Below are 22148 nucleotides of genomic sequence, written 5' to 3'. Positions count from 1 at the left end.
AGCCGCAGCGGGCGCAGTGTGGTAGCAGGCACAGCCGGGACAAGCCGGTGCGCCTGGATGTCGGTACCGGCCACTACCCTGGACCCATGTCTGCGCCCACTCCCGCCGAGTTCGACACCACGCTACTCGACACGCTGAACCAGCGTGTCGTCATCGGCGACGGCGCGATGGGCACCATGTTGCAGGCCGCGGACCTTTCCCTCGACGATTTCCGCGGGCTGGAGGGCTGTAACGAGATCCTCAACGACACCCGCCCCGACCTGCTGCGCGATATCCATCGCGCCTATTTCGCCGCGGGCGCCGACGCCGTAGAGACCAACACCTTCGGCTGCAATCTGCCCAATCTGGCCGACTACGGTATCGCCGACCGCATCAGGGAACTGTCGGAGAAAGGCACCCGGCTGGCCCGCGAGGTCGCCGACGAGATGGGACCGGCCGGCGACGGCAGCCCCCGGTACGTACTGGGTTCGATGGGGCCGGGTACGAAGCTACCCACCCTCGGCCACGCGCCCTACGCGACACTGCGCGACGCCTACACCGAGGCGGCGCTGGGCATGCTCGACGGCGGTGCCGATGCCGTCCTCATCGAAACCTGTCAGGACCTGCTGCAGGTGAAGGCCGCGATCACCGGGACCACACGGGCCATGAGCGCCGCGGGCCGTCGTATTCCGATCATCACCCACGTCACCGTGGAGACCACCGGCACCATGCTGGTCGGCAGCGAGATCGGTGCGGCGCTGACCGCGCTGGAACCGCTCGGCATCGATATGATCGGGCTCAACTGCGCCACCGGGCCCGACGAGATGAGCGAACATCTGCGGCATCTGTCCCGGCATGCCGGCATCCCGGTCTCGGTGATGCCCAACGCGGGCCTACCGGTGCTCGGCGCGAACGGAGCGGAGTACCCGCTGACGCCGGAGGAGCTGGCCGTCGCGCTGCGAGGTTTCGTCAGTGAATTCGGGCTGGCGCTGGTCGGCGGCTGCTGCGGTACCACCCCGGAGCACATCCGGCAGGTCACCGAGGCGGTGCGCGAGCTGGAGCCGTCGCTGCCGCCGATCGGACAGCGGCGTACGCCCGAACACGAGCCAAGCGTGTCGAGTATGTACACGGCGGTGCCGTTCGAGCAGGACGCGAGCGTGCTGATGATCGGCGAACGCACCAACGCCAACGGCTCCAAGGCGTTCCGGGAGGCGATGCTGGCGCAGGACTGGCAGAAATGCCTCGATATCGCCAAGGATCAGACCCGTGACGGCGCGCATATGCTCGATCTGTGCGTCGACTATGTCGGCCGCGACGGCAGCGCAGATATGCGCGAGCTGGCGTCCCGGTTGGCCACCGCGTCCACGCTGCCGATCATGCTGGACTCCACCGAACCCGCCGTGCTGCGCGCAGGCCTGGAACATCTGGGCGGACGTTGCGCGGTCAACTCGGTGAACTTCGAAGACGGTGACGGCCCGGATTCGCGCTACCAGCAGATCATGCGCCTGGTCGCCGAGCACGGCGCGGCGGTGGTCGCACTGACCATCGACGAGCACGGCCAGGCCCGTACCGCCGAGCACAAGGTGCAGATCGCCGAACGCCTCATCGCCGATATCACCGGAACCTGGGGGCTGGCCGAAAGCGACATCATCGTCGACACCCTCACCTTCACCCTCGGCACCGGCCAGGAGGAGTCGCGCCGCGACGGCCTGGAAACCATCGCGGCGATCCGCGAACTCAAACGCCGCCACCCGGATGTGCAGACCACACTCGGTCTGTCGAATATCTCCTTCGGACTCAACGCGGCCGCCCGGCAGGTGCTGAACTCGGTATTCATGCACGAATGTGTGCAGGCGGGCCTGGACAGCGCAATCGTGCACGCCTCGAAGATCCTGCCGATGAGCCGCATCCCGGACGAGCATCGCGAGGTCGCCCTCGACCTGATCTACGACCGCCGCCGCGAGGGCTACGACCCACTGCAGAAACTCATGCAGCTGTTCGAGGGTGTTTCCGCGTCGGGGGCCAGTGCGTCCCGGGCCGAGGAGTTGGCGGCGCTGCCGCTGTTCGAGCGGCTGGAGCGGCGCATCGTCGACGGCGACCGCAACGGGATGGAAGCCGATCTGGACGCGGCGATGACCCAGGTGCCGCCGCTGCAGATCATCAACGAAACCCTGCTGTCGGGGATGAAAACCGTCGGCGAACTGTTCGGTTCCGGTCAGATGCAGCTGCCGTTCGTGCTGCAGTCGGCCGAGGTGATGAAGGCCGCCGTCGCGCATCTGGAACCGCATATGGAAGCCACCGACGACAGCGGCAAGGGCCGCATCGTGCTGGCCACGGTCAAGGGCGATGTGCACGATATCGGCAAGAACCTGGTCGACATCATCCTGTCCAACAACGGCTACGAGGTGGTCAACCTCGGCATCAAACAGCCGATCGCGACCATTCTGGACGCGGCGGTGGACAAGAAAGCCGATGTGATCGGCATGTCCGGACTGCTGGTGAAGTCGACCGTGGTGATGAAGGAAAACCTGGAGGAGCTGAACGCCAAGGGGGTCGCCGACCAGTTCCCCGTGCTGCTGGGCGGTGCCGCCCTGACCCGCTCGTACGTGGAGAACGACCTCACCGAGGTCTACGAGGGCGATGTGCATTATGCCCGGGACGCGTTCGAGGGGCTGCGGCTGATGGACGACATCATGAGCCGTAAACGCGGCGGCGGCCCCGACCCGGACAGCCCGGAAGCCATCGCGGAGCGGGAGAAGGCGGCTGAACGCAAGCGTCGCCGCGAGCGGTCCAAGCGGATCGCCGAGCAGCGCCGCGCCGCCGAAGTCCCGATCGATGTGCCCGAACGGTCGGATGTGGCCGCCGAACTGCCGGTCCCTGTCCCGCCGTTCTGGGGCACCCGCCTGGTCAAAGGGCTGTCGGTGCACGAGTATTCGGGGTTGCTCGACGAGCGAGCGCTGTTCCTCGGGCAGTGGGGCCTGCGCGGGCAGCGCGGCGGCGACGGCCCGAGCTACGAGGAACTGGTGGACAGCGATGGCAGGCCGCGGCTGCGCGCGTGGCTGGACCGGCTCAGCACCGAAGGGGTGCTCCAGCACGCCGCCGTGGTGTACGGGTACTTCCCCGCGGTGTCCGAAGGCGACGACGTCATCGTGCTCAGCGAACCCGAACCCGATGCGCCGCAGCGATACCGGTTCACCTTCCCGCGCCAGCAGCGCGACCGGTTCCTGTGCGTCGCCGATTTCATCCGGTCCCGCGCCTACGCGCGGCAGACCGGGCAGGTGGACGTGCTGCCGTTCCAGCTGGTCACCATGGGCCAGCCCATCGCCGATTTCGCCAACGAACTGTTCGCGGCCGACAACTACCGCGACTATCTCGAGGTGCACGGAATCGGAGTGCAGCTCACCGAGGCGCTGGCCGAGTACTGGCATCGCCGGATCCGGGAAGAACTTGTGCTCGACGGGCAGGCGGTTGCCGACTCCGACCCCGACGACGTCACCGAGTACTTCAAACTCGGTTACCGGGGTGCGCGTTACTCGTTCGGCTACGGCGCCTGCCCGAACCTGGAGGACCGCGCGAAGCTGGTCGATCTGCTGGACGCAGACCGCATCGGCGTCACGCTGTCGGAGGAACTGCAGCTGCATCCCGAACAGTCCACCGACGCATTCGTCCTGCTACATCCGGAGGCAAAGTACTTCAATGCCTGACCGGCCGGAGCCTGCTGCCGGCTGACATCTGCCGGCCACTGGGAGCGGCCGCATGGCTGGAAGGACGGCCGGACCTGTCGGCCTCCTATGCCATTGTCTATCAGATACCGCTGCCGATCGGCAGCGGTGGATACGTCGGACCAGCCGCATATGGGAAAGAGTTCGACGCGTAGGATTTTCACAAGTTTTCCGGGCTTGCGCGCGGAGCGCTGAGGACTCGCGGTGAGCAGGAGGAGCACAATTACATGACGGCGGATCGGTTGATCGCTGGACGATATCGGCTCACGGATCCGATCGGCACCGGCGCGATGGGTGTCGTATGGCGCGCCAGCGATATCCGATTGCGGCGCACCGTCGCGGTGAAACAGGTGCTGGTGGGGCCCGGGTTGACGCGGGAAGCCGCGGAGGAGGCGAAGCGGCGTGCGATGCGCGAAGGCCGGATCGCAGCGCGGTTGCATCATCCGCATGCGATCACGGTGTTCGACGTCGCCGATGAGGACGGCCAGCCCTGGCTGGTCATGGAATACATGGACGCGCCGAGTCTGGCGTCCCGCCTGTCCGTACGCCGCACGCTGCCGCCGCAGGAGGTGGCGCGGATCGGTGCGCAGGCCGCATCGGCGCTGGCCGCCGCCCACGATGCCGGGATCGTGCACCGTGACGTGAAACCGGCGAATCTGCTCGTCGCCGACGACGGCACCGTCAAGATCACCGATTTCGGCATCTCTCGCGCAGTCGGCGATGTGACCGTCACGGCCACCGGCTTCCTGGCAGGCACCCCGGCCTACCTCTCGCCGGAGGTGGCGCGCGGTGAGGACCCGGAACCGGCCTCGGATGTTTTCGCGCTCGGTTCCACCCTCTACACGGCGGTCACCGGCAGCCCGCCATTCGGCGAGGGCGACAACCCCTTGGCCGTGCTGCACGCTGTCGCGCGTGGCGAAGTGCGCGAACCCGAGAACGCGGGCGCGCTCGGGCCGGTGCTGATGCGGCTGCTGGCGACGAGTGTGCAGGAGCGCCCGACCATGCACGAGGCACGGCGGATGCTCGAGGACGTCGCGGCAGGCCGGGCACCGAAACCGGTCCCTGCGGCCACGAAGGTCCTCCCCGCGCCCGGTGCCGCCGGTCCGGCGAACCCGTCGGGCCCCACGCGGGTGCTCGCCGGAGATGGTGCGAGCGCAGAAGGCGGCACGGGCGGTGCGCCCGCCGGAGCGCGGCCCGGAAACGGCGGCGGTCCGGCGCCGTCGACGGCAGTGCCTCCGCCCCGGATGCCCTCGGCTGCACCGCCTGTGCCCGGGCCGGTGGCGCCGAATGCGGCTACCGCAGGCCCGGCCGGTGGGGGCTCCTCCGGCCGTGGCCGTCTCATCATGATCGGCGTAGCTGTGCTCGGGGTCGTTGCGGTGCTGGGTGGGATCATCGCGGCCAGCGGCGGAGACGACACCGCGGGCAGCCCATCCGGCACGGTCGCGAGCAGCGACCCGCAGGGGGATGTCCTCCCGCCGGATCCTGCTGACCAGGGCACGAGCGAACCGGGGACGCCCGCCGAGCCGACCACTTCGACGAAGACCAACACGACGTCCGCATCACCGGCTCCGACCACCACCCGCACCGGTCCGCCGTCCGCTGGGCAGGCCGAGCAGTTCGTGCGTGGCTACTATGAGATGCTGCCCGGCAATGTCTCCGCGGCGTGGTCGCAGCTCTCGCCGTCGTATCAGGCCGCCACCGGCGGCTACGACGCGTACTCCCAGTTCTGGTCCACCATCGGCTCGATCACTGTCGACGAGGTGACTTCCCGCGGCGAGGGTCAGGTCGTGGCGAACCTCACCTATACGCTGGCCGACGGCTCGGTCACCTCGGAGAACAGATGGTTCCGCGTGGCCGGCGACGACGGCGGGCGACTGGTGATCACCGATTCTGGGACATGAGACCGGCGGCGACGAAAGGAAACATGGTGGCGGTGCGCCCGGCAGGTGTGCTGTGGGACATGGACGGCACCCTGCTGGACTCGGAGAAACTGTGGGATATCGCGGTCCGCGAGCTGGCGGTCGAACTGGGCGGCGAGATGACCGACCAGCTCCGGTGCGCGCTGATCGGCGCATCCGGGCCGAATGCACTGCGCACCATGTTCACCGGGCTCGGTGTGGCACCGGACCCCGATGCGCTGCACGCAGCGGGCACCTTCCTGGAGCAGCGGGTCACCGAACTGATGACCGGAAACATCCCGTGGCGGCCCGGCGCGGCCGACGCCCTGGACATGGTGCGCGCGGCGGGCCTGCCCACCGGTCTGGTCACCAACACCAAACGGAGTCTCACCGAGCTTGCGCTGAACACCCTGGGCCGCCACCGCTTCGACGTCTCGGTCTGCGGTGACGAGGTGCCCCACGGCAAACCGGATCCTGGCGTGTATCTGCGCGCCGCTGAACTACTCGGTCTGGACCCCACAGCATGTGTGGCGGTGGAGGACTCACCCACCGGTGTGGCGGCGGCGACGGCGGCGGGCTGCGCGGTACTCGTAGTGCCCTGTGAGATCGAGGTGACCGTCGCGGCCGCACAGACGTTGCGCCGGAGCCTGGTCGGCCTCACCGTCTCCGATCTGGGGCAGGTCCTGCACGCCGCGGTCGCGCCGTCGAACGGGCTGCCGGCAGGCTGATACACGATACCGACCGGTTCGTGACGCTTGTCACCGCGAATATCGGCCATTGACCGGGCGTGTCGGGAATACTCCGATAACAATGTCGCTATGACTGCGTCGGTGGCCCTGAACGAGATCGTCGACACCTCTCGCTATCCTCTCTCCGATCCGGACAGTGCGGGCTGGCGGGCGGCGGTCGCCACGGCACGAGCCGACCTGGCCGAGGACGGATGTACCGTACTGCGCGAATTCATCCGCCCCGAGCTGCATGAGCGGCTACGCGAGCAGGGCGAGCAGATGGCGCCGCACGCTTACTACCGGATGGAGCGGGTCAACGCCTACAACATCCCTCTCGACGCCGACCTGCCCGACGATCACCCCGGCCGGATCGTGCTCGAACGCGGCAACGCCTTCGTCCCGCGCGACCACATCCCGGTCGGCGCACTGATCCACCAGCTCTACACCAGCGCGCTGTTCCAGCGGTTCGTCGCCGACTGTTTCGGCCTGGCCGGACTGCACGAATTCGCCGACCCCCTGGCCGGTTTGGTGCTCAACGTCGTCTCGCCGGGTATGTCGCACCCCTGGCATTTCGACACCAACGAATTCACCGTCAGCATGCTGACCCGATCGCCCGAGGCGGGCGGGATCTTCGAGTACTGCCCGAATATCCGCTCCCCGCACGAGGAGAACCTCGACGACGTGCGTGCCGTGCTCACCGGAGCGGGAGAGCACCTTGTCCGGCGGCTGACGCTGCGACCGGGCGATCTGCAGCTCTTCCAGGGCCGTTTCTCGCTGCACCGGGTGTCCCCGGTCGACGGCGAGGGCCCGCGGCATACCGCGATCTTCGCCTACAGCGACCGGCCCGGTGTCATCGGCACCGTGGAACGCACCCGCCAGTTGTTCGGGCGGGTGCTGTCGGACCACCTCGCCGCGGCCGACGCCGTGCGAGGTGACCGGCTGCTCGACTGAGCAGGTCAACGCCCGACCCGAGAGGAAGACGTTCGTGCCAGTGCCGTTGGACACCACCGGAAAAGCCTCCTTCGACGAGATCTACACCCGCCCCGATCCGCGCGAGTACTACGCGCGGATGTCCGAACTGGACTACCGGATACCGGAATTGGCGAAACCACAATTCCAGGAACAGATCCGGCAGTGGCGCGTAGCGCACGACGGCGCCGATCCCACCGTGCTCGATATCGGCTGCTCCTATGGTGTGAACGCGGCACTGTTGCGCCTGGACGTCGGTATCGAAGAACTGGCCGCGAGCTACGACGACCCCGCGGCCGACCCGGCCACACTGATCGCCAGGGACCGCGCCCGGATCGCCGCCGCCGACGCGCTGCCCGGCGTCCGCTTCATCGGGATGGACGCGTCCGAACCCGCACTGAACTACGCGCGGTCGGCCGGCCTGCTGCACGGCACCGTGCACGCCGATCTGGAATCCACCGAGCCCACCGACGAACAGCGCGAACTGCTGGCGAGCGCGGACCTGGTCGTCTCCACCGGCTGTATCGGCTACGTGACGGAGAAAACTCTCGCGCGCGTGGTGAGTGCTCACCCGCAGCGCAGGCCGTGGATGGCACACTTCGTGCTGCGCATGTTCTCCTTCGCGCCGATCGAGGCCGAATTGGCTGCGCTCGGCTACCGCACCGAGCAGTTGTCCGGTGCATACGCCCAACGTCGGTTCGCCTCCGCCGAAGAACGTGCACAAGTACTGAATACACTGTCCGCCAATGGCATAGACACCGCAGGCCGGGAGGACGAGGGCTGGCTGTACGCCGACCTCCACGTGTCGCGGCCGCTGACCTGACCACCGACCCAGACCGAGGATTCGACTTGACCGAACGCACCTTTGCCGCCGAAGAGCATCTACCCCGGGTGCCCTTACCGACGCTGGAGGACAGTTGCGCGCGTTTCCTGCAGTGGTGCACACCGCTGCTGACCGCCGACGAGCTGGCCGCCACCGAGGCCGCGGTTGCCGATCTGCTGCGGCCCGGCGGCCCGGGCCGCACCCTGGACGACGAGCTGCGCGCCTATGACGCCACCCCCGGCGTCGGCAGCTGGCTGGACAGGTTCTGGCCGTCACGCTATCTGGGCCGACGTGACCGGATCGCGCTGAACGCCAACTTCTTCTTCCTGTTCCGCGACGATACCGCGCTGGCCGCATCCACCCCCGCCGATCAGGTGCACCGGGCGGCCGGGATCATCGGTGCCGCTGTCGACTACAAGCTGGCGCTGGACCGGGAGGAGATCCCGCCCGCCACCCAGCGCGGGCAGCGGCTGTCGATGGGGCAGAACAAATACCTGTTCTCCGAAACTCGTATCCCCGGCGAGGAACAGGACACCGTCCGGGTGCCCTACAGCGACGACTGGCCCGGTCCGTCGGACGCCCGCCACATCCTGGTCTTCTACCGCGGCAACATGTTCCGAATGGACGTGCTCGGACCCGACGGCGCACCGTACTCGTTCGACGATCTCGCCGACGGGCTGCGCGCAGTGCTCAAGGCCGGTGCCCGGCCGGTGCGTACCGATACCGCGGTCGGTCATCTGACCACGCTGGCGCGCGCCGACTGGGCACGGGCCAGGGCCGGGCTGCTCGCCGATCCGGGTAACGCCACCGCGCTGGACACCGTCGAAACCGCGCTGTTCGCCATGTGCCTGGAGGATTTCGCACCCCGCGACGAGCTGCACGCCTGCGACAACCTGCTGCACGGCGACAGCGCCAACCGGTGGTTCGACAAATCGGTGTCGTTCATCGTGTTCGCCGACGGGCAGGCCGGGATCAATGTCGAACACTGCGGACTGGACGGCACCACCATCCTGTCCTTCGTCGACACCCTGCTCGGCACCTCTGCCGCCGAGCACGCGCAGCGCAGCGGCGCCCGCGGCCAGGGACTGCCACCGGTGGAGCCGATCGAGTTCCGGCTCGACGAGGCCCAGCGCTCCACAATCGCCGCGGCGGGCGCCTCGTTCTCCCATTACGCGGCCGAGAACGCCACCACCACTGTCTCGTTCCCTGATTTCGGGACTGCGCGGGCCAAACAGCTCGGCATCTCCCCGGATGCTTTCGCCCAGCTCAGCTACCAGCTGGCGCATCGGCGCAGTAAAGGGATCACCGGAGCGACCTACGAGTCGATCGCAACCAGGCAATACCGCAACGGCCGTACCGAGGCCATGCGGGTGGTGACCCCGGAAATGGTGGCGTTCGTCGACACCATGCAGGACCCCGCCGCCGACAACGCCGCCAAACTGGCCGCCGCCCGCACCGCCGCAACCGCACATGTGGAGCGGGCCAAACAGTGCCAGGCGGGCGCCGCACCCGAACAGCATCTGTGGGAGCTGGAATGGATCCAGCGCCGCCGAGGGTCCCAGCTGGGCGTCACCGACCCGATCCCGCTGTACACCAGTCCGGGCTGGACGATCATGCGTGACGACTACCTGAGCACCAGTTCCGCACCGTCGGTGAACATCAGCTACTTCGGTTTCGGGTCCACCAGCTCCCGTTGTATCGGCATCGCCTACGTCTTGCTGCCCGACCGCTGGAACCTGTACCTGGCCACCCCGGCCCCGGTCGCCGACCAGATGCACGCCTTCGCGGGTCAGCTGCACACCGCCGTCACCGAACTGGAAACACTGCTGGCTTCGGCCTGATCCGCCCCCGCCGAGTGGCGCCGGCGGACACCCGCGCCCCACTCGGCCGGAAACGGTTTGCAGGGGTCTGAAACAATGAGACCCCGTGAAGACTTTCGAGGCCCTGTTCGCCGAGCTCCAGGATCGCGCCGTCGCCCGCCCGGAAGGGTCGGGCACGGTCGCCGCGCTGGACGCCGGCGTGCACACCCAGGGCAAGAAGGTGCTCGAGGAGGCCGGCGAGGTGTGGCTGGCCGCCGAACACGAGAGCGACGAATCGCTCGCCGAGGAGATCTCGCAGCTGCTGTACTGGGTGCAGGTACTGATGGTGGGCCGTGGGCTGCGGCTAGAGGACGTCTACCGACATTTGTGAGCACCGCGCTCGCAATCCCGTAGCCGTTCCCCCTGAAAGGACCAGCCAATGCTGCGCGTCGCAGTCCCCAACAAAGGCGCACTCTCCGAATCGGCAGTCGCCATCCTGGCCGAGGCCGGATACCGCAAACGTACCGATTCCCGCGATTTGACCGTCCTCGACCCGGCAAACGGTGTCGAGTTCTTCTTCCTGCGTCCCAAGGACATCGCCATCTACGTCGGCTCCGGTGAACTCGACCTCGGTCTCACCGGTCGCGACCTCGCCTTGGATTCCGGAGCCCCGGTGCGGGAACGACTCGCCCTCGGCTTCGGCAACTCCACGTTCCGCTACGCGGCCCCGGCCGGGCAGGAGTGGACGGTCGCGGATTTGCAGGGCAAACGCATCGCCACATCATATGCGAACCTGGTGCGCTCGGATCTGGCGCGCCGGGGAATCGACGCCGAAGTCATCCGGCTCGACGGGGCGGTGGAGATCTCCATCCAGCTCGGTGTCGCCGACGCCATCGCCGATGTGGTGGGGTCCGGTCGCACTCTGCGCCAGCACAACCTCGTAGCGTTCGGCGAATCGCTGTGCGATTCCGAAGGTGTGCTGATCGAGCGCGCTGACCGTGATGGCACAGAATCCGACGACCGGGTGCGCAATCAGCTCATCGCCCGCGTCAAGGGGGTGGTGTTCGCCCAGCAGTACCTGATGCTCGACTACGACTGCCCCAAGGAACTACTCGACCGCGCCGTGCGCATCACCCCGGGCTTGGAATCGCCCACGGTGTCCCCGCTGGCCGATCCCGGCTGGGTGGCGGTGCGTGCGCTGGTGCCACGCAAACTGGGCAATACGATGATGGACCAACTCGCCGACATAGGTGCCAAAGCCATCCTGGCCACCGATATCCGCTCCTGCCGCGCGTTCTGAACCGAGCGGGCCGGAATCGAACCCGTCTCAGTCCGATACCGATTCCGCGAAGGTTTCGGCGGCGGTTTCCCCGCCGGTCGGCCAGCCCGGATACGGTGGGGGAGCGCCGCCGTATTCCGGGCACAGGTTCCGGTACTCGCAGTAACCGCACAGCCAACTCTGGTTCGGCCGGAAATCACCGGTGCGACCTGCCTCCAGCACCGCATCCCACAGCGCGGACAGGGTGCGTTCGAAACGCAGCAACTCCTCCTCGTCGGGGGTGTAGGTGAGGATCTGCGCATCGGCCAAATAGATCAGCCGCAGCTCGGTGGGCACGATCCCGCGCTCACGCAACAGCATCAGGGCGTAGAACTTCAGCTGGAACAGCGCCTTGGTCTCCTGGGCGGGACCCGGGGCCCGTCCGGTCTTGTAGTCGACAACCCGCAGCTGTCCCGTCGGCGCGACGTCGATACGGTCGACGAAACCGCGCAGCGGCGCACCGCCGGGTAGCTCGACTTCTATTCGGGTCTCACAGGATTCGGGATCGAAACCGGTCGGGTCCTCCAACCGGTAGTAGGTGCGCACCAGCGCGCGCACCTCGTCGAGGAAGACCTCCACCTCGTCCTCGGCGAGAAGCTCTGCAACCTCCGGCCTGTGGGCAAGGACCCGGCGCCACGCAGGCCGGGCCAACTCCTCGGCCCGTTCGAGCAGCCGGTGGTCGGCGGGCAGCGCATACAAATCCTCCAGCACAGCGTGTACCACGGTGCCGCGGACTGCGTGCAGCCGCGGCGGCTCCGGAATCCGGTCGATGGTCCGGAGCCGGTATTTCAGCGGGCACTGTTTGAAATCGTTGGCCCGGGAAGGCGACAGCGCGGGCCTCGACCGGGCCGCGACGATCTCGGCCTCGGCCCCGGCCGGGCCGCCGGTAGGGGGTGGGGATACGCGCGCTGACATACCTGGCAGGCTATCCCGCGGCACCGACACGGCGCCGGGCGGCGACCGCACGGTCGGCGGCGAACCTCATATCAACCGCGGAACGGAGATACATGACGGCCAGACGGACCGGGCCATTCACCATCGGTGACCGGGTGCAGCTGACCGATGCCAAAGGCAGGCTGTACACAGTGCTGCTGGAACCGGGTAAGGAGTTCCACACCCACCGCGGGGCGATCAGGCACGACGACCTGATCGGCGCAGACGAGGGCACCGTGGTGAACTCCACCAACGGCACCCCGTACCTGGCCCTGCGCCCGCTGCTGGTCGATTACGTGCTGTCCATGCCACGCGGCGCCGCGGTGATCTACCCCAAGGACGCCGCCCAGATCGTGCACGAGGGGGATGTGTTCCCCGGGGCGCGGGTATTGGAGGCGGGCGCCGGATCGGGTGCGCTGACCTGTTCGCTGTTGCGTGCTGTGGGCCCGCAGGGTGAGGTGATCTCCTACGAGATCCGCCAGGACCACGCCGAGCACGCGGTGCGCAATGTCGAACGGTTCTTCGGGGAGCGGCCCGCCAACTGGTCGCTGACCGTGGGTGATATCGCGCACTACGATGGGCCACCGGTCGACCGGGTGGTTCTGGACATGCTCGCGCCCTGGGACGCACTCCAGGCGGTGTCCGCGGCGCTCGCACCCGGGGGAGTGCTCATCGTCTATGTGGCGACGGTCACCCAGTTGTCGAAGGTGGTGGAGGCATTACGCGAACAGCAGTGCTGGACCGAACCGCGCTCGTGGGAGTCGATGGTACGTGGCTGGCATGTGGTGGGGCTGGCGGTGCGGCCCGAACATCGGATGCAGGGGCATACCGCGTTCCTGGTGAGCGCGCGCAGGCTGGCCGAGGGAACGGTCGCGCCCAAGCCGCAGCGTCGTCCGTCGAAGGGCTGACGCCGTCCGGTCGCGCGGCGAGCCGACCGGGTGTGGTCACGGAAGACATCGGTGGGGGTACGACACATAAGAAACCGCCCGTGACCGAGTATCGGTCACGGGCAGCCGGCGGATACCCCCGCTCAGGCGGGTGCGCAGGGAGACTGGGCGAAGCTGAACAGCACGCAGCCGCTCGCGTCCGACAGCTTCCAGGCGCCGTCCACGTTTTCCCAGGTCAGCGGGAGGGCGGGGGCGGCGCCGTGCGGAGAGGTGATGGTGACCTGCGCGGTCGCCGTATCGCCCTCGGTGACGACGTCGGCAACGGCGAAAGTGAGCGTGCCGTAGCCGGCGAGCGCGGTGTTCATCTGCTCGATATTGGCGGTGCGCTTCTCGCCGTCGACGATCAGCTTCGTTTTCTCCTCGGGCGCGACGGCCGGGTCGGCCAGGGTGTCCAGGGTGGCCTGCAGCGTCTCGGGAGAAGGTGCCTCGCCCGCCTGCTCGCCGTGGTCGGCAGTACTGCTCGTGCTGGTTACCGCCGTGCTGGTGGCGGTCGCCACGCTGTCGGAACCCTCCTCATCGGACCCGCAGGCGGTGAGCCCCACCGAGAGAGCGACGGCCGCTGCGGCCACCGCCACGGTCCTTGGCAAGCGCAGTGTCCTCGCGGGAAGGAGCATGACTGGCAACCTTTCAGCTAGTCGGCGAAATATCTCGCCGTAAACAGGTTAGGGCAGGCTAACATGGATAATCCGGCAGTTGGCCACAGCCCAGATGTGATCACGACGAAACCATGTCGGAAAGCGCGAACGGGTTGCGCCCGGTAGCGTTGATAGACCGGGACTGGGAGGAGCAGCACATGAGCCCCATCGAGAATTCGGATTCGGCGGCCTGGAGAGAGCTCGAGGCGGTACGCGCCGAAGCGGCTGCACTCCGGAGGCAACTCGCCGATTCACCGGATCGGTCACGGGAATTAGAAGCCCGTATCGATTCGCTGACGATTCGCAACACCAAGTTGATGGATACCCTCAAAGAGGCGCGGCAGCAACTCGTGGCGCTGCGTGAGGAGGTCGATCGGCTCGGTCAGCCGCCCAGCGGATACGGCGTGCTGATCGGCGTGTACGAGGATCAGACCGTCGACGTGTTCACCTCCGGCCGCAAGATGCGGCTGACGTGCTCACCGAATATCGACACCGAGACCCTGGAATACGGCCAGACCGTCCGGCTGAACGAGGCGCTCACCGTTGTCGAGGCCGGGCATTTCGATGCTGTCGGCGAGATCGGCACCCTGCGCGAGGTCCTCGACGGTGGCCGCCGTGCCCTCGTGGTCGGCCATGCCGACGAGGAGCGGGTGGTGTGGTTGTCCGGCCCGCTGGCCAAGGTCGCCGAGGACGACGATCTGGCCGACCCCGAAGCCCCGATCCGCAAGCTGCGCCCCGGTGACTCACTCCTGGTCGACACCAAAGCCGGTTTCGCCTTCGAACGCATCCCCAAGGCCGAGGTCGAAGACCTGGTGCTGGAGGAAGTGCCCGATGTCGACTACAACGACATCGGTGGCCTCGGCCGCCAGATCGAGCAGATCCGCGACGCGGTGGAGCTGCCGTTCCTGCACAAGGACCTGTTCCGCGAATACGCACTGCGCCCGCCCAAGGGTGTCCTGCTCTACGGCCCGCCGGGCTGCGGTAAGACGCTCATCGCCAAAGCGGTCGCCAACTCGTTGGCCAAGAAGATCGCCGAGGCGCGCGGTGAGGATGCCAAGGAGGCCAAGTCCTACTTCCTCAACATCAAAGGCCCCGAGCTGCTGAACAAGTTCGTCGGCGAAACCGAGCGCCATATCCGGATCATCTTCCAGCGGGCCAGGGAGAAGGCGTCGGAAGGGACGCCGGTGATCGTGTTCTTCGACGAGATGGACTCGATCTTCCGTACCCGCGGTTCCGGTGTGTCCTCCGATGTGGAGACCACCGTGGTGCCGCAGCTGCTGAGCGAGATCGACGGTGTGGAGGGTCTGGAGAACGTCATCGTGATCGGTGCGTCCAACCGCGAGGACATGATCGACCCCGCGATCCTGCGGCCCGGCCGCCTGGACGTGAAGATCAAGATCGAGCGCCCCGATGCGGAATCGGCGCAGGACATCTTCTCCAAGTACCTCACCGAGGAGCTGCCGCTGCACACCGACGATCTGGCGGAGTTCGGCGGCGACAAGGGCGCCTGCATCCGCGCAATGATCGAGCGGGTAGTGGACCGGATGTACGCCGAGAGCGAGGACAACCGCTTCCTGGAGGTCACCTACGCCAACGGTGACAAGGAAGTCCTGTACTTCAAGGACTTCAACTCCGGCGCCATGATCCAGAACATCGTGGACCGCTCCAAGAAGTACGCCATCAAGTCGGTGCTCGATACCGGCAATCCGGGTCTGCGCATCCAGCACCTCTACGATTCGATCGTGGACGAGTTCTCCGAGAACGAGGACCTGCCCAACACCACGAATCCCGACGACTGGGCGCGCATCTCCGGTAAGAAGGGCGAACGGATCGTCTACATCCGCACGCTGGTCACCGGCAAGAACGCCAGCGCCAGCCGCGCGATCGACACCGAATCCAACACCGGCCAGTACCTGTAGGTCCGGCTCCGACCCGAGGGCCGCGTTTCCCACCGGAAGCGCGGCCCTCGTCGGTACCTGGAGGATGACATCGAACTGCTGTGGCTACGCCAGGATGACCAGTCTCGTTCACCCCGTGGAGGGACGGCCGGACCGGGTGGTTCTCGCTACCTTGTACAGGTCGCGTTGCGGGACCGGGAGGAGCGAGCAGGTGACCACGGCTGTGGAGGTAGCGGAAAGACCGGTAGCCGAGGGCGAGCCGCCCGAACTGGCCGTGCGGCCGGTGGTAGCGGTCGCGGTGGTTTCCGCGGTCGTGTTGCTGCTGTCGGCCACCAGGTACGGGTACTTCGGCGACGAACTGTATTTCCTGTCGGCGGGTGAGCGGCTCTCCTTCGGCTACGCCGACCAGGGGCCGGTACTGCCGCTGCTGGCCCGGCTCATGGACACGATCGCTGCGGGGTCGCTGGTCGTGCTGCGGCTACCCGCGATCGCGTTGACCGTGCTGGCGGTGGTGCTGAGTGCCTGCATCGCCAGGGAGTTCGGCGGCGGGCGAGGCGCACAGGTACTCACTGCCCTCGCCTACGCGACCTCGCCGTTCCTGCTGCTCCAGGGCAAGAACCTGTCGACGAACGCGATCGATGTCGCGCTGTGGGTGGTGATCACCTGGCTGGTGGTGCGCTGGGTGCGCACCCGACGCGACCGGCTGCTGCTGTGCGCCGCGCTCGTCACCGCCATCGATATGCAGGTCAAATGGCTGATCCCGTTCTTCTGGATCGCGGTAGCGGTCACGGCGCTGGTGTTCGGGCCGCGGGACCTGGTGCGCAGGCCGCTGCTGTGGCTGGGCGGCTTCATCGTGCTGGTCGCAACCACACCGACGTTGCTCTGGCAGGCTCGGCACGGCTGGCCTCAGCTCGCACTGGGAACGGTGATCAGCGCAGAGTCCGACGTCGTCGGCGGCAGGTTCCTCTTCGTCCCACTGGCTGTCGTGCTCGCGGGAGCGCTCGGCGCGGTACTGCTGTGTTACGGGGTATGGGCACTGCTGCGTGCCCGGTCGTTGCGCCCGTACCGGTTCCTGGGAGCAACCACCCTGCTGCTGGTCGTGGTCTTCATGATCCTCGGTGGCCGCATGTACTACCTGGCGGGGATGTACGCGGTCGCTATCGCGGCGGGTGCGGTCGGACTGGTGGACGTGGTGCGGCGAGCTCGCTCTGCCGGGCGCAGGCGTGCCGCGACCGGAGCGGGTTTTGTGCTCGCCGCCGGCTCGGTCGCGCTGGTGCTGTGGTCCACGCCGTGGCCGGACCCCGCCCAGGTACCCGTCCCCGCCAGCGAGACCGAAGCGGCCATCCAGATCGGTATATACGGCGAATTCGGCTGGCCGGAACTCGCCGACGGAGTCACTGCCGCCTATGCGGCGCTCGATCCGGGCGACAAGGCCCGGGCGGTGGTGGTCACCGACTCCTATTGGCAGGCAAGTGCGCTCGACCAGTTGGCAGGCGACCGCCTGCCGTCGGTGTACAGCCCGTCCCGTGGTTTCGGCTACTTCGGGGCGCCACCGGATACAGCGAGCACGATCCTGTACGTCGGCGGCGACGAGGAATGGCTGCGCACGCAGTTCGCGGTGGTCGAACCGGCCGGCCGGGTCGACAGCAGGTTGGGCTTCCTGGGTGTCACCCGCGATGTCAGCGTGTGGAAGTGCGTGGACCCGCATACGCCGTGGTCGCGGCTGTGGCCGGAATGGATGCACCTCTAGCCGCGGGACTATCCTGCGATCATGACCACCGGGAACACCGAGATCTGGCACAACCCGCGCTGCTCCAAGAGCCGCGCCGCGCTCGAACACCTCGACACCGGCGGCGCCGCCTACACGGTGCGCCGCTACCTGGATGACCCGCCGACCGCCGACGAACTCCGCGATGTGCTGGCCCGTCTCGGCGCCGAACCCTGGGATATCACCCGGACCGGCGATCAACTCGCCAAGGACCTCGGCATCCCCGGCTGGGGTCGTACCGACGCCGACCGGGATCGTTGGATCGAGGCGTTGGCCGCCCACCCGGCACTCATCCAGCGCCCCATCGTGTTGACCTCAGCCGGTACCGCTGTCGTCGCGCGGGACGAGGCGGCGTTGCGCTCGCTGAAGTAGCAGTCGCGTCCGCGTACCGTCACTAGTCGTAGCGTGCGGCGGCACCTGCGTGCCCGCGCCGACCCGGCGCAGGTGCACCCGGCGCGGCAACCGGACCACCGGACTGCGCCGGGGCAACCCGTTGACCCGGCGCGCAAAAGCCCTGGACCGGCTGCGATCTGCCGTTCTCTGCGCAGACCAGGCAGGTGACAGTGCACTGACCCGGACCGCGGCGGCCGGGGCTCGGCGCGGGTAGGCTCCGGGTTCATGAAAGTGGAGTTGCGGCACAACCCGTCCTCGACGGTGGCGCGGTGTGTGCTCGCGGGCAATGAGCCGGTCCGGGTGGAAAGCGGTGCCATGGTGGCACATTCGGCGAATGTGACACTGCAGGCGAAAGCCGAGGGTGGCATCATCGCCGGGTTGAAGAGGTCGGTGCTGGCCGGGGAGTCGTTCTTCGTCTCCACGTTCACCGCGCCCCCGCAGGGCGGCTGGGTCGATGTCGCGCACGCACTGCCCGGCGATCTGCTGCCGCTGTCCATCACCCCCGACCGCCCGTTCTTCATCAGCCGCGGCGCGTGGATCGCCAATTCCCCTGGCGTCCAGGTGGAAAGCAAATGGGGTGGGTTCGCGAATCTGTTCGGCGGCGAGGGCGGATTCGGTCTGCGCGCACACGGCGAAGGCGAGGTCGTGGTCGGTGTCTTCGGCGCCATCGACGTGATCGATCTACCGCCCGGTGAGCCGGTCACCATCGACACCGGTCACGTCGTCGCCTACGACCTGGCGATGAACTTCGCCATCCGCCGGGCTGTTTCGGGCCGTTCCCTGCAATCGCTGAAATCGGGGGAGGGGCTGGTCTTCGATTTCGTCGGCCCCGGCCGAGTCCTGCTGCAAACCCGCAACCCGAGCGCCTTCTCCTCCTGGATCGGCTCGGTCGTATCGTGACGGCCGGCTCGGGTGGCTCTGGCGGGAGCGACCGCGCCGACACCACTCGAAGGTAACCTGACGCGCGTCGAACCACTCGTCGAGAGGACCGTCCATGGTGCTTCCCCGTGCATTGGCGAGATTCAACCGTCAGGTCACCAACCCGGTGACCGGGCTCGTGGCGGGTCACCTGCCCGGCTGGGGGATCGTGATCCACAAGGGCCGCAATTCCGGCCGCGCCTACCGCACCCCCGTCATGCTCTTCACCCGCGACGGCGAGTACCGCATCGCGCTCACCTACGGACGCGACGTCGACTGGGTGAAGAACAGCCTCGCCGCGGGCGGTCTCGCCGTCGAAACCCGCGGCCGCGTGGTGCAACTCACCGATCCTGTCGTACACCACGATCCGTCGGCGTCGTGGGCTCCGCCCGGTGTACGGCAGGTATTGACGGGGCTCTCGGCCGAGTACTACCTGGAGGCCAGGGCACACGCATGAGTCCGCTGCTGGGGCAACTATGCTCCCGCGCCGGCGAGCTTGCGGTAGCTGTAGTTCCACAGCATTTCGACCGGGCCGCGGTCGAAACGGCGCAGCCACAGGTGGGCGAAGGCAGCGATAACGGCGATCACCGCCATATAGACCCCGATGGTGAACGGAACACGCGCCTCGGGTGCGAAACGGGCGGCGAGGCCGAAACCCCAGCCGTAGCAGAGGATCGCCGCAACCAGATTCTGCAGGATGTAGCAAGTGAGGGCGGTGCGGCCGACCTCGCTCAGGCGGCGGCCCGCGAAGCCGGTGCCCGGGCGGCGTAGATAGAACTCGGCAACCAGCGCGAGTATGCCCAGCGAAACGAACGGGGCGATGGCGTAGCGGGTCACCAGCACCATATCGCCGCCGATGAACAAGCCGATCCCCAGATCGAGCGGGGCGGCGACACCGAACCCGACGATCATCAGGCGCCTGCGCAACCCGGCACCCTCGGGGGTGAACACCCCGGCACGGAACAACCGGGCGCCCAGCAGGAACAGGGCGATCGACATCGGCAGAATGAACACCGCCTCCAACCGGAAACCGACAGCATTGTCCAGCCGGAACACCACCAGGTCCCAGAACGAGCCGTCGGCGTAGGGGTTCGGGTCCAGCGGTTGCGGGTCTGCTGCGCTCGACGACTGCTCTCCGCCAGCGGCCATGGCGGCGGCCAGCAGGGTCAGCATCGTGAGGTGGACGGTCGCGGCGCCTACCAGCCAACGCCGCTGCGCACGTGGGCCGGTGGCGAGCAGGAAGGCCACGATGAGACCGGTGACGGCATAGCCGGTGAGCACGTCGAACTCGGCGATCAGCACGAAGTTCAGCACACCGTCGAGGAAAAGCAGCGCCGCCCGCCAGGGGTACTTCCCCGGCCAGCGCCTGCCCGCCCGCTGCGCGGAACGCTGCTGGATGGCCAGCCCGATACCGAACATGATGGTCAGCAGGCCCAGAAATTTGCCTTGGACGAGTTGCTGCAGCACCCGTTCGGCCCACATCCACCCGTCGGTCGCGGCGACGCCGAGCCGGTCGAGGTAGCCGATGATGCCCTCGGGGTCGGTGAGGATCCAGATATTGGTGCCAAGAGTGCCCAGGATGGCGATACCGCGCAGTACGTCCAGTGCCACCAGTCGGGTAGGCACGGGTGCGGCCATCGGTGTGGCGGCCGCGCGGGAGCCGGTCAGCGAATCGGTCATGACCCGAATGATCGCGCGACCCGGCACGCCGACGGGTCCTCCCGAAGTACCACCTGAGGTATGACTTTCGTTTCGTCGCCTAGGCTCGATGGCATGCATCGCATCATCGGCATCGAGGTCGAGTACGGCATTTCCACCCCGACCGAACCGTCGGCGAACCCTATCCTGACCTCCACCCAGGCAGTGCTCGCCTACGCGGCCGCCGAAGGGGTCCCCCGCGCCAAGCGGACGCGCTGGGACTACGAGGTGGAATCGCCGCTGCGCGATGCGCGCGGTTTCGACCTGAGCCGGATGAACGGACCGGCGCCGGTGATCGACGCCGACGAGGTCGGCGCGGCGAACATGATCCTGACCAACGGCGCGCGGCTGTACGTCGACCACGCCCACCCCGAATACTCCGCGCCCGAGGTGACCGACCCGTTGGACGCCGTGATCTGGGACAAGGCGGGCGAGCGGGTGATGGAGGCCGCGGCCCGGCACGCCTCCAGCGTCCCGGGCGCCCCGCGCCTGCAGCTGTACAAGAACAACGTCGACGGCAAGGGCGCCTCCTACGGCACCCACGAGAACTACCTGATGAAACGGGATACGCCGTTCAACTCGATCATCGCCGGGTTGACGCCGTTCTTCGTGTCCCGGCAGGTGATCTGCGGCTCCGGCCGGGTCGGCATCGGCCAGTCCGGTGATCAGCCGGGCTTCCAGCTGTCCCAGCGCGCCGACTACATCGAGGTCGAGGTCGGCCTGGAGACCACGCTCAAACGCGGCATCATCAACACCCGCGACGAACCGCACGCCGACGCCGACAAATACCGCAGGCTGCACGTGATCATCGGCGATGCCAACCTGGCCGAGATGTCGACCTATCTGAAGGTCGGCAGTACCGCGCTGGTGCTGGACCTGATCGAAGCAGGCGAGGACCTGACCGATCTGCAGCTGGCCCGCCCGGTGACCGCCGTGCACACCATCAGCCACGATCCCACCCTGCGCGCCACGGTCGCGCTCGCGGACGGCCGGGAACTGACCGGGCTGGCCCTGCAGCGGCTCTACCATGAGCGGTCCGCCAAGTTCGTCGACCGTGAAGGCATCGACGACCCGCGAGTCCGCGATATTCTCGACAACTGGGCCATGGTGCTCGACCGGCTCGAACGCGATCCCATGGAATGCGCCGACCTGCTGGATTGGCCAGCCAAACTGCGCCTGCTCGAAGGTATGCGCAGCCGGGAGGGCCTCGGATGGGCCGCACCCAAACTGCACCTGATGGACCTGCAGTACTCGGACGTGCGACTGGACAAGGGGCTGTACAACCGTCTGGTCGCCCGGGGATCGATGCGTCGCCTGGTCAGCGAACAGCAGGTCCTCGACGCGATGACCCAACCGCCGACCGATACCCGCGCCTTCTTCCGTGGCGAGTGCCTGCGCCGCTTCGGCGCAGATATCGCGGCCGCGAGCTGGGATTCGGTGATCTTCGATCTGGGTGGCGACTCGCTGGTGCGGATCCCGACCCTGGAACCGAGCCGCGGCACCAAGGCGCATGTCGGCAAACTGCTCGAAGGTGTCGACACCGCCGCCGACCTTGTCGAACAACTCACCACCTGAGGACGCGACCAGACGCGTTCCACCTCACCCGCGCCCGCCTGAGCGAATGCGAAAGTGTACACAAATGAGTACGGCCGAGCGAAGGGGAGAAGGTACGCATGCCGCACGTTCGGCGCAAAGGCGGTAGATAGGTAGACCCTGGCCAGC

At 67.5% G+C, this 22148-nt stretch carries 18 protein-coding genes; 15 read left to right on the top strand and 3 right to left on the bottom strand.

The features are described 5' to 3' along the window. The first annotated feature begins 86 nt into the window (after positions 1–86). From metH to hisG, 8 genes are all read left to right on the top strand, one after another. Entirely contained in the window at positions 87–3683 is a 3597-nt protein-coding gene (gene metH, locus B0T44_RS02175; RefSeq protein ID WP_077115007.1) for a methionine synthase, read from the top strand. Between the two features lie 245 nt (positions 3684–3928). Continuing rightward, entirely contained in the window at positions 3929–5602 is a 1674-nt protein-coding gene (locus tag B0T44_RS02170; protein ID WP_077115006.1) for a serine/threonine-protein kinase, read from the top strand. Between the two features lie 23 nt (positions 5603–5625). After that, the gene (locus B0T44_RS02165; protein WP_077115005.1) at positions 5626–6327 is read left to right on the top strand and encodes an HAD family hydrolase; all 702 of its coding nucleotides are present in this window, start codon (positions 5626–5628) and stop codon (positions 6325–6327) included. 90 nt (positions 6328–6417) lie between these two features. Next, positions 6418–7278 carry a HalD/BesD family halogenase gene (locus B0T44_RS02160; protein WP_077115004.1) on the top strand — a complete coding sequence of 287 codons (861 nt, stop codon included), beginning with the start codon at positions 6418–6420 and terminating at the stop codon, positions 7276–7278. A gap of 34 nt (positions 7279–7312) precedes the next feature. Next, positions 7313–8119, top strand: coding sequence for a class I SAM-dependent methyltransferase (locus B0T44_RS02155; protein ID WP_139347659.1), 807 nt, complete (start codon positions 7313–7315; stop codon positions 8117–8119). A gap of 26 nt (positions 8120–8145) precedes the next feature. Continuing rightward, complete coding sequence (locus B0T44_RS02150) at positions 8146–9960, top strand: choline/carnitine O-acyltransferase (protein ID WP_077115003.1); 1815 nt, start codon at positions 8146–8148, stop codon at positions 9958–9960. A gap of 85 nt (positions 9961–10045) precedes the next feature. Next, on the top strand, positions 10046–10309 hold the full coding sequence (locus B0T44_RS02145) for a phosphoribosyl-ATP diphosphatase (RefSeq protein WP_077115002.1): 264 nt from the start codon (positions 10046–10048) through the stop codon (positions 10307–10309). Positions 10310–10357: 48 nt separating this feature from the next. Continuing rightward, on the top strand, positions 10358–11218 hold the full coding sequence (hisG, locus tag B0T44_RS02140) for an ATP phosphoribosyltransferase (protein WP_077115001.1): 861 nt from the start codon (positions 10358–10360) through the stop codon (positions 11216–11218). A gap of 27 nt (positions 11219–11245) precedes the next feature. On the opposite strand, the gene B0T44_RS02135 is transcribed toward hisG, so the two are convergent. Beyond that, positions 11246–12151 (bottom strand): RecB family exonuclease, encoded by a 906-nt coding sequence (locus tag B0T44_RS02135; protein ID WP_077115000.1) that lies wholly within the window; start codon positions 12149–12151, stop codon positions 11246–11248. 92 nt (positions 12152–12243) lie between these two features. Here B0T44_RS02135 and B0T44_RS02130 point away from each other — a divergent pair, with 92 nt between their 5' ends. Beyond that, complete coding sequence (locus B0T44_RS02130) at positions 12244–13077, top strand: tRNA (adenine-N1)-methyltransferase (RefSeq protein WP_077114999.1); 834 nt, start codon at positions 12244–12246, stop codon at positions 13075–13077. Positions 13078–13199: 122 nt separating this feature from the next. On the opposite strand, the gene B0T44_RS02125 is transcribed toward B0T44_RS02130, so the two are convergent. Continuing rightward, a complete protein-coding gene (locus B0T44_RS02125; RefSeq protein ID WP_245839159.1) occupies positions 13200–13685 on the bottom strand; it encodes a WKL family lipoprotein in 486 nt (161 codons plus the stop codon). Between the two features lie 224 nt (positions 13686–13909). Here B0T44_RS02125 and arc point away from each other — a divergent pair, with 224 nt between their 5' ends. The 5 genes from arc (at position 13910) to B0T44_RS02100 (ending at position 19185) form a co-directional block, all read left to right on the top strand. After that, positions 13910–15670, top strand: coding sequence for a proteasome ATPase (gene arc / locus B0T44_RS02120; protein ID WP_077115160.1), 1761 nt, complete (start codon positions 13910–13912; stop codon positions 15668–15670). Between the two features lie 190 nt (positions 15671–15860). Further along, entirely contained in the window at positions 15861–17399 is a 1539-nt protein-coding gene (locus B0T44_RS02115; RefSeq protein WP_077114997.1) for a glycosyltransferase family 39 protein, read from the top strand. Between the two features lie 21 nt (positions 17400–17420). Further along, the gene (locus B0T44_RS02110) at positions 17421–17789 is read left to right on the top strand and encodes an arsenate reductase family protein (RefSeq protein ID WP_077114996.1); all 369 of its coding nucleotides are present in this window, start codon (positions 17421–17423) and stop codon (positions 17787–17789) included. A 246-nt stretch (positions 17790–18035) separates the two neighbouring features. After that, positions 18036–18710, top strand: a complete 675-nt coding sequence (locus B0T44_RS02105; protein ID WP_077114995.1) for a TIGR00266 family protein — start codon at positions 18036–18038, stop codon at positions 18708–18710. A 94-nt stretch (positions 18711–18804) separates the two neighbouring features. Then, on the top strand, positions 18805–19185 hold the full coding sequence (locus B0T44_RS02100; RefSeq protein WP_077114994.1) for a nitroreductase family deazaflavin-dependent oxidoreductase: 381 nt from the start codon (positions 18805–18807) through the stop codon (positions 19183–19185). 17 nt (positions 19186–19202) lie between these two features. Here B0T44_RS02100 and B0T44_RS02095 read toward each other — a convergent pair whose 3' ends face one another. Beyond that, a complete protein-coding gene (locus tag B0T44_RS02095) occupies positions 19203–20366 on the bottom strand; it encodes a DUF418 domain-containing protein (RefSeq protein WP_077115159.1) in 1164 nt (387 codons plus the stop codon). A 135-nt stretch (positions 20367–20501) separates the two neighbouring features. Between B0T44_RS02095 and dop the strand changes: the two genes are divergently transcribed. Beyond that, positions 20502–22001 carry a depupylase/deamidase Dop gene (dop, locus tag B0T44_RS02090; RefSeq protein WP_077114993.1) on the top strand — a complete coding sequence of 500 codons (1500 nt, stop codon included), beginning with the start codon at positions 20502–20504 and terminating at the stop codon, positions 21999–22001. The last annotated feature ends 147 nt before the right edge of the window (positions 22002–22148 follow it).

The sequence above is a fragment of the Nocardia donostiensis genome (genome assembly GCF_002081715.1).
GTDB classification, from domain to species: Bacteria; Actinomycetota; Actinomycetes; order Mycobacteriales; family Mycobacteriaceae; genus Nocardia; species Nocardia donostiensis.
Note: the sequence above shows the minus strand (reverse complement) of the source record. Positions and strands in the feature narration are given on the sequence as shown.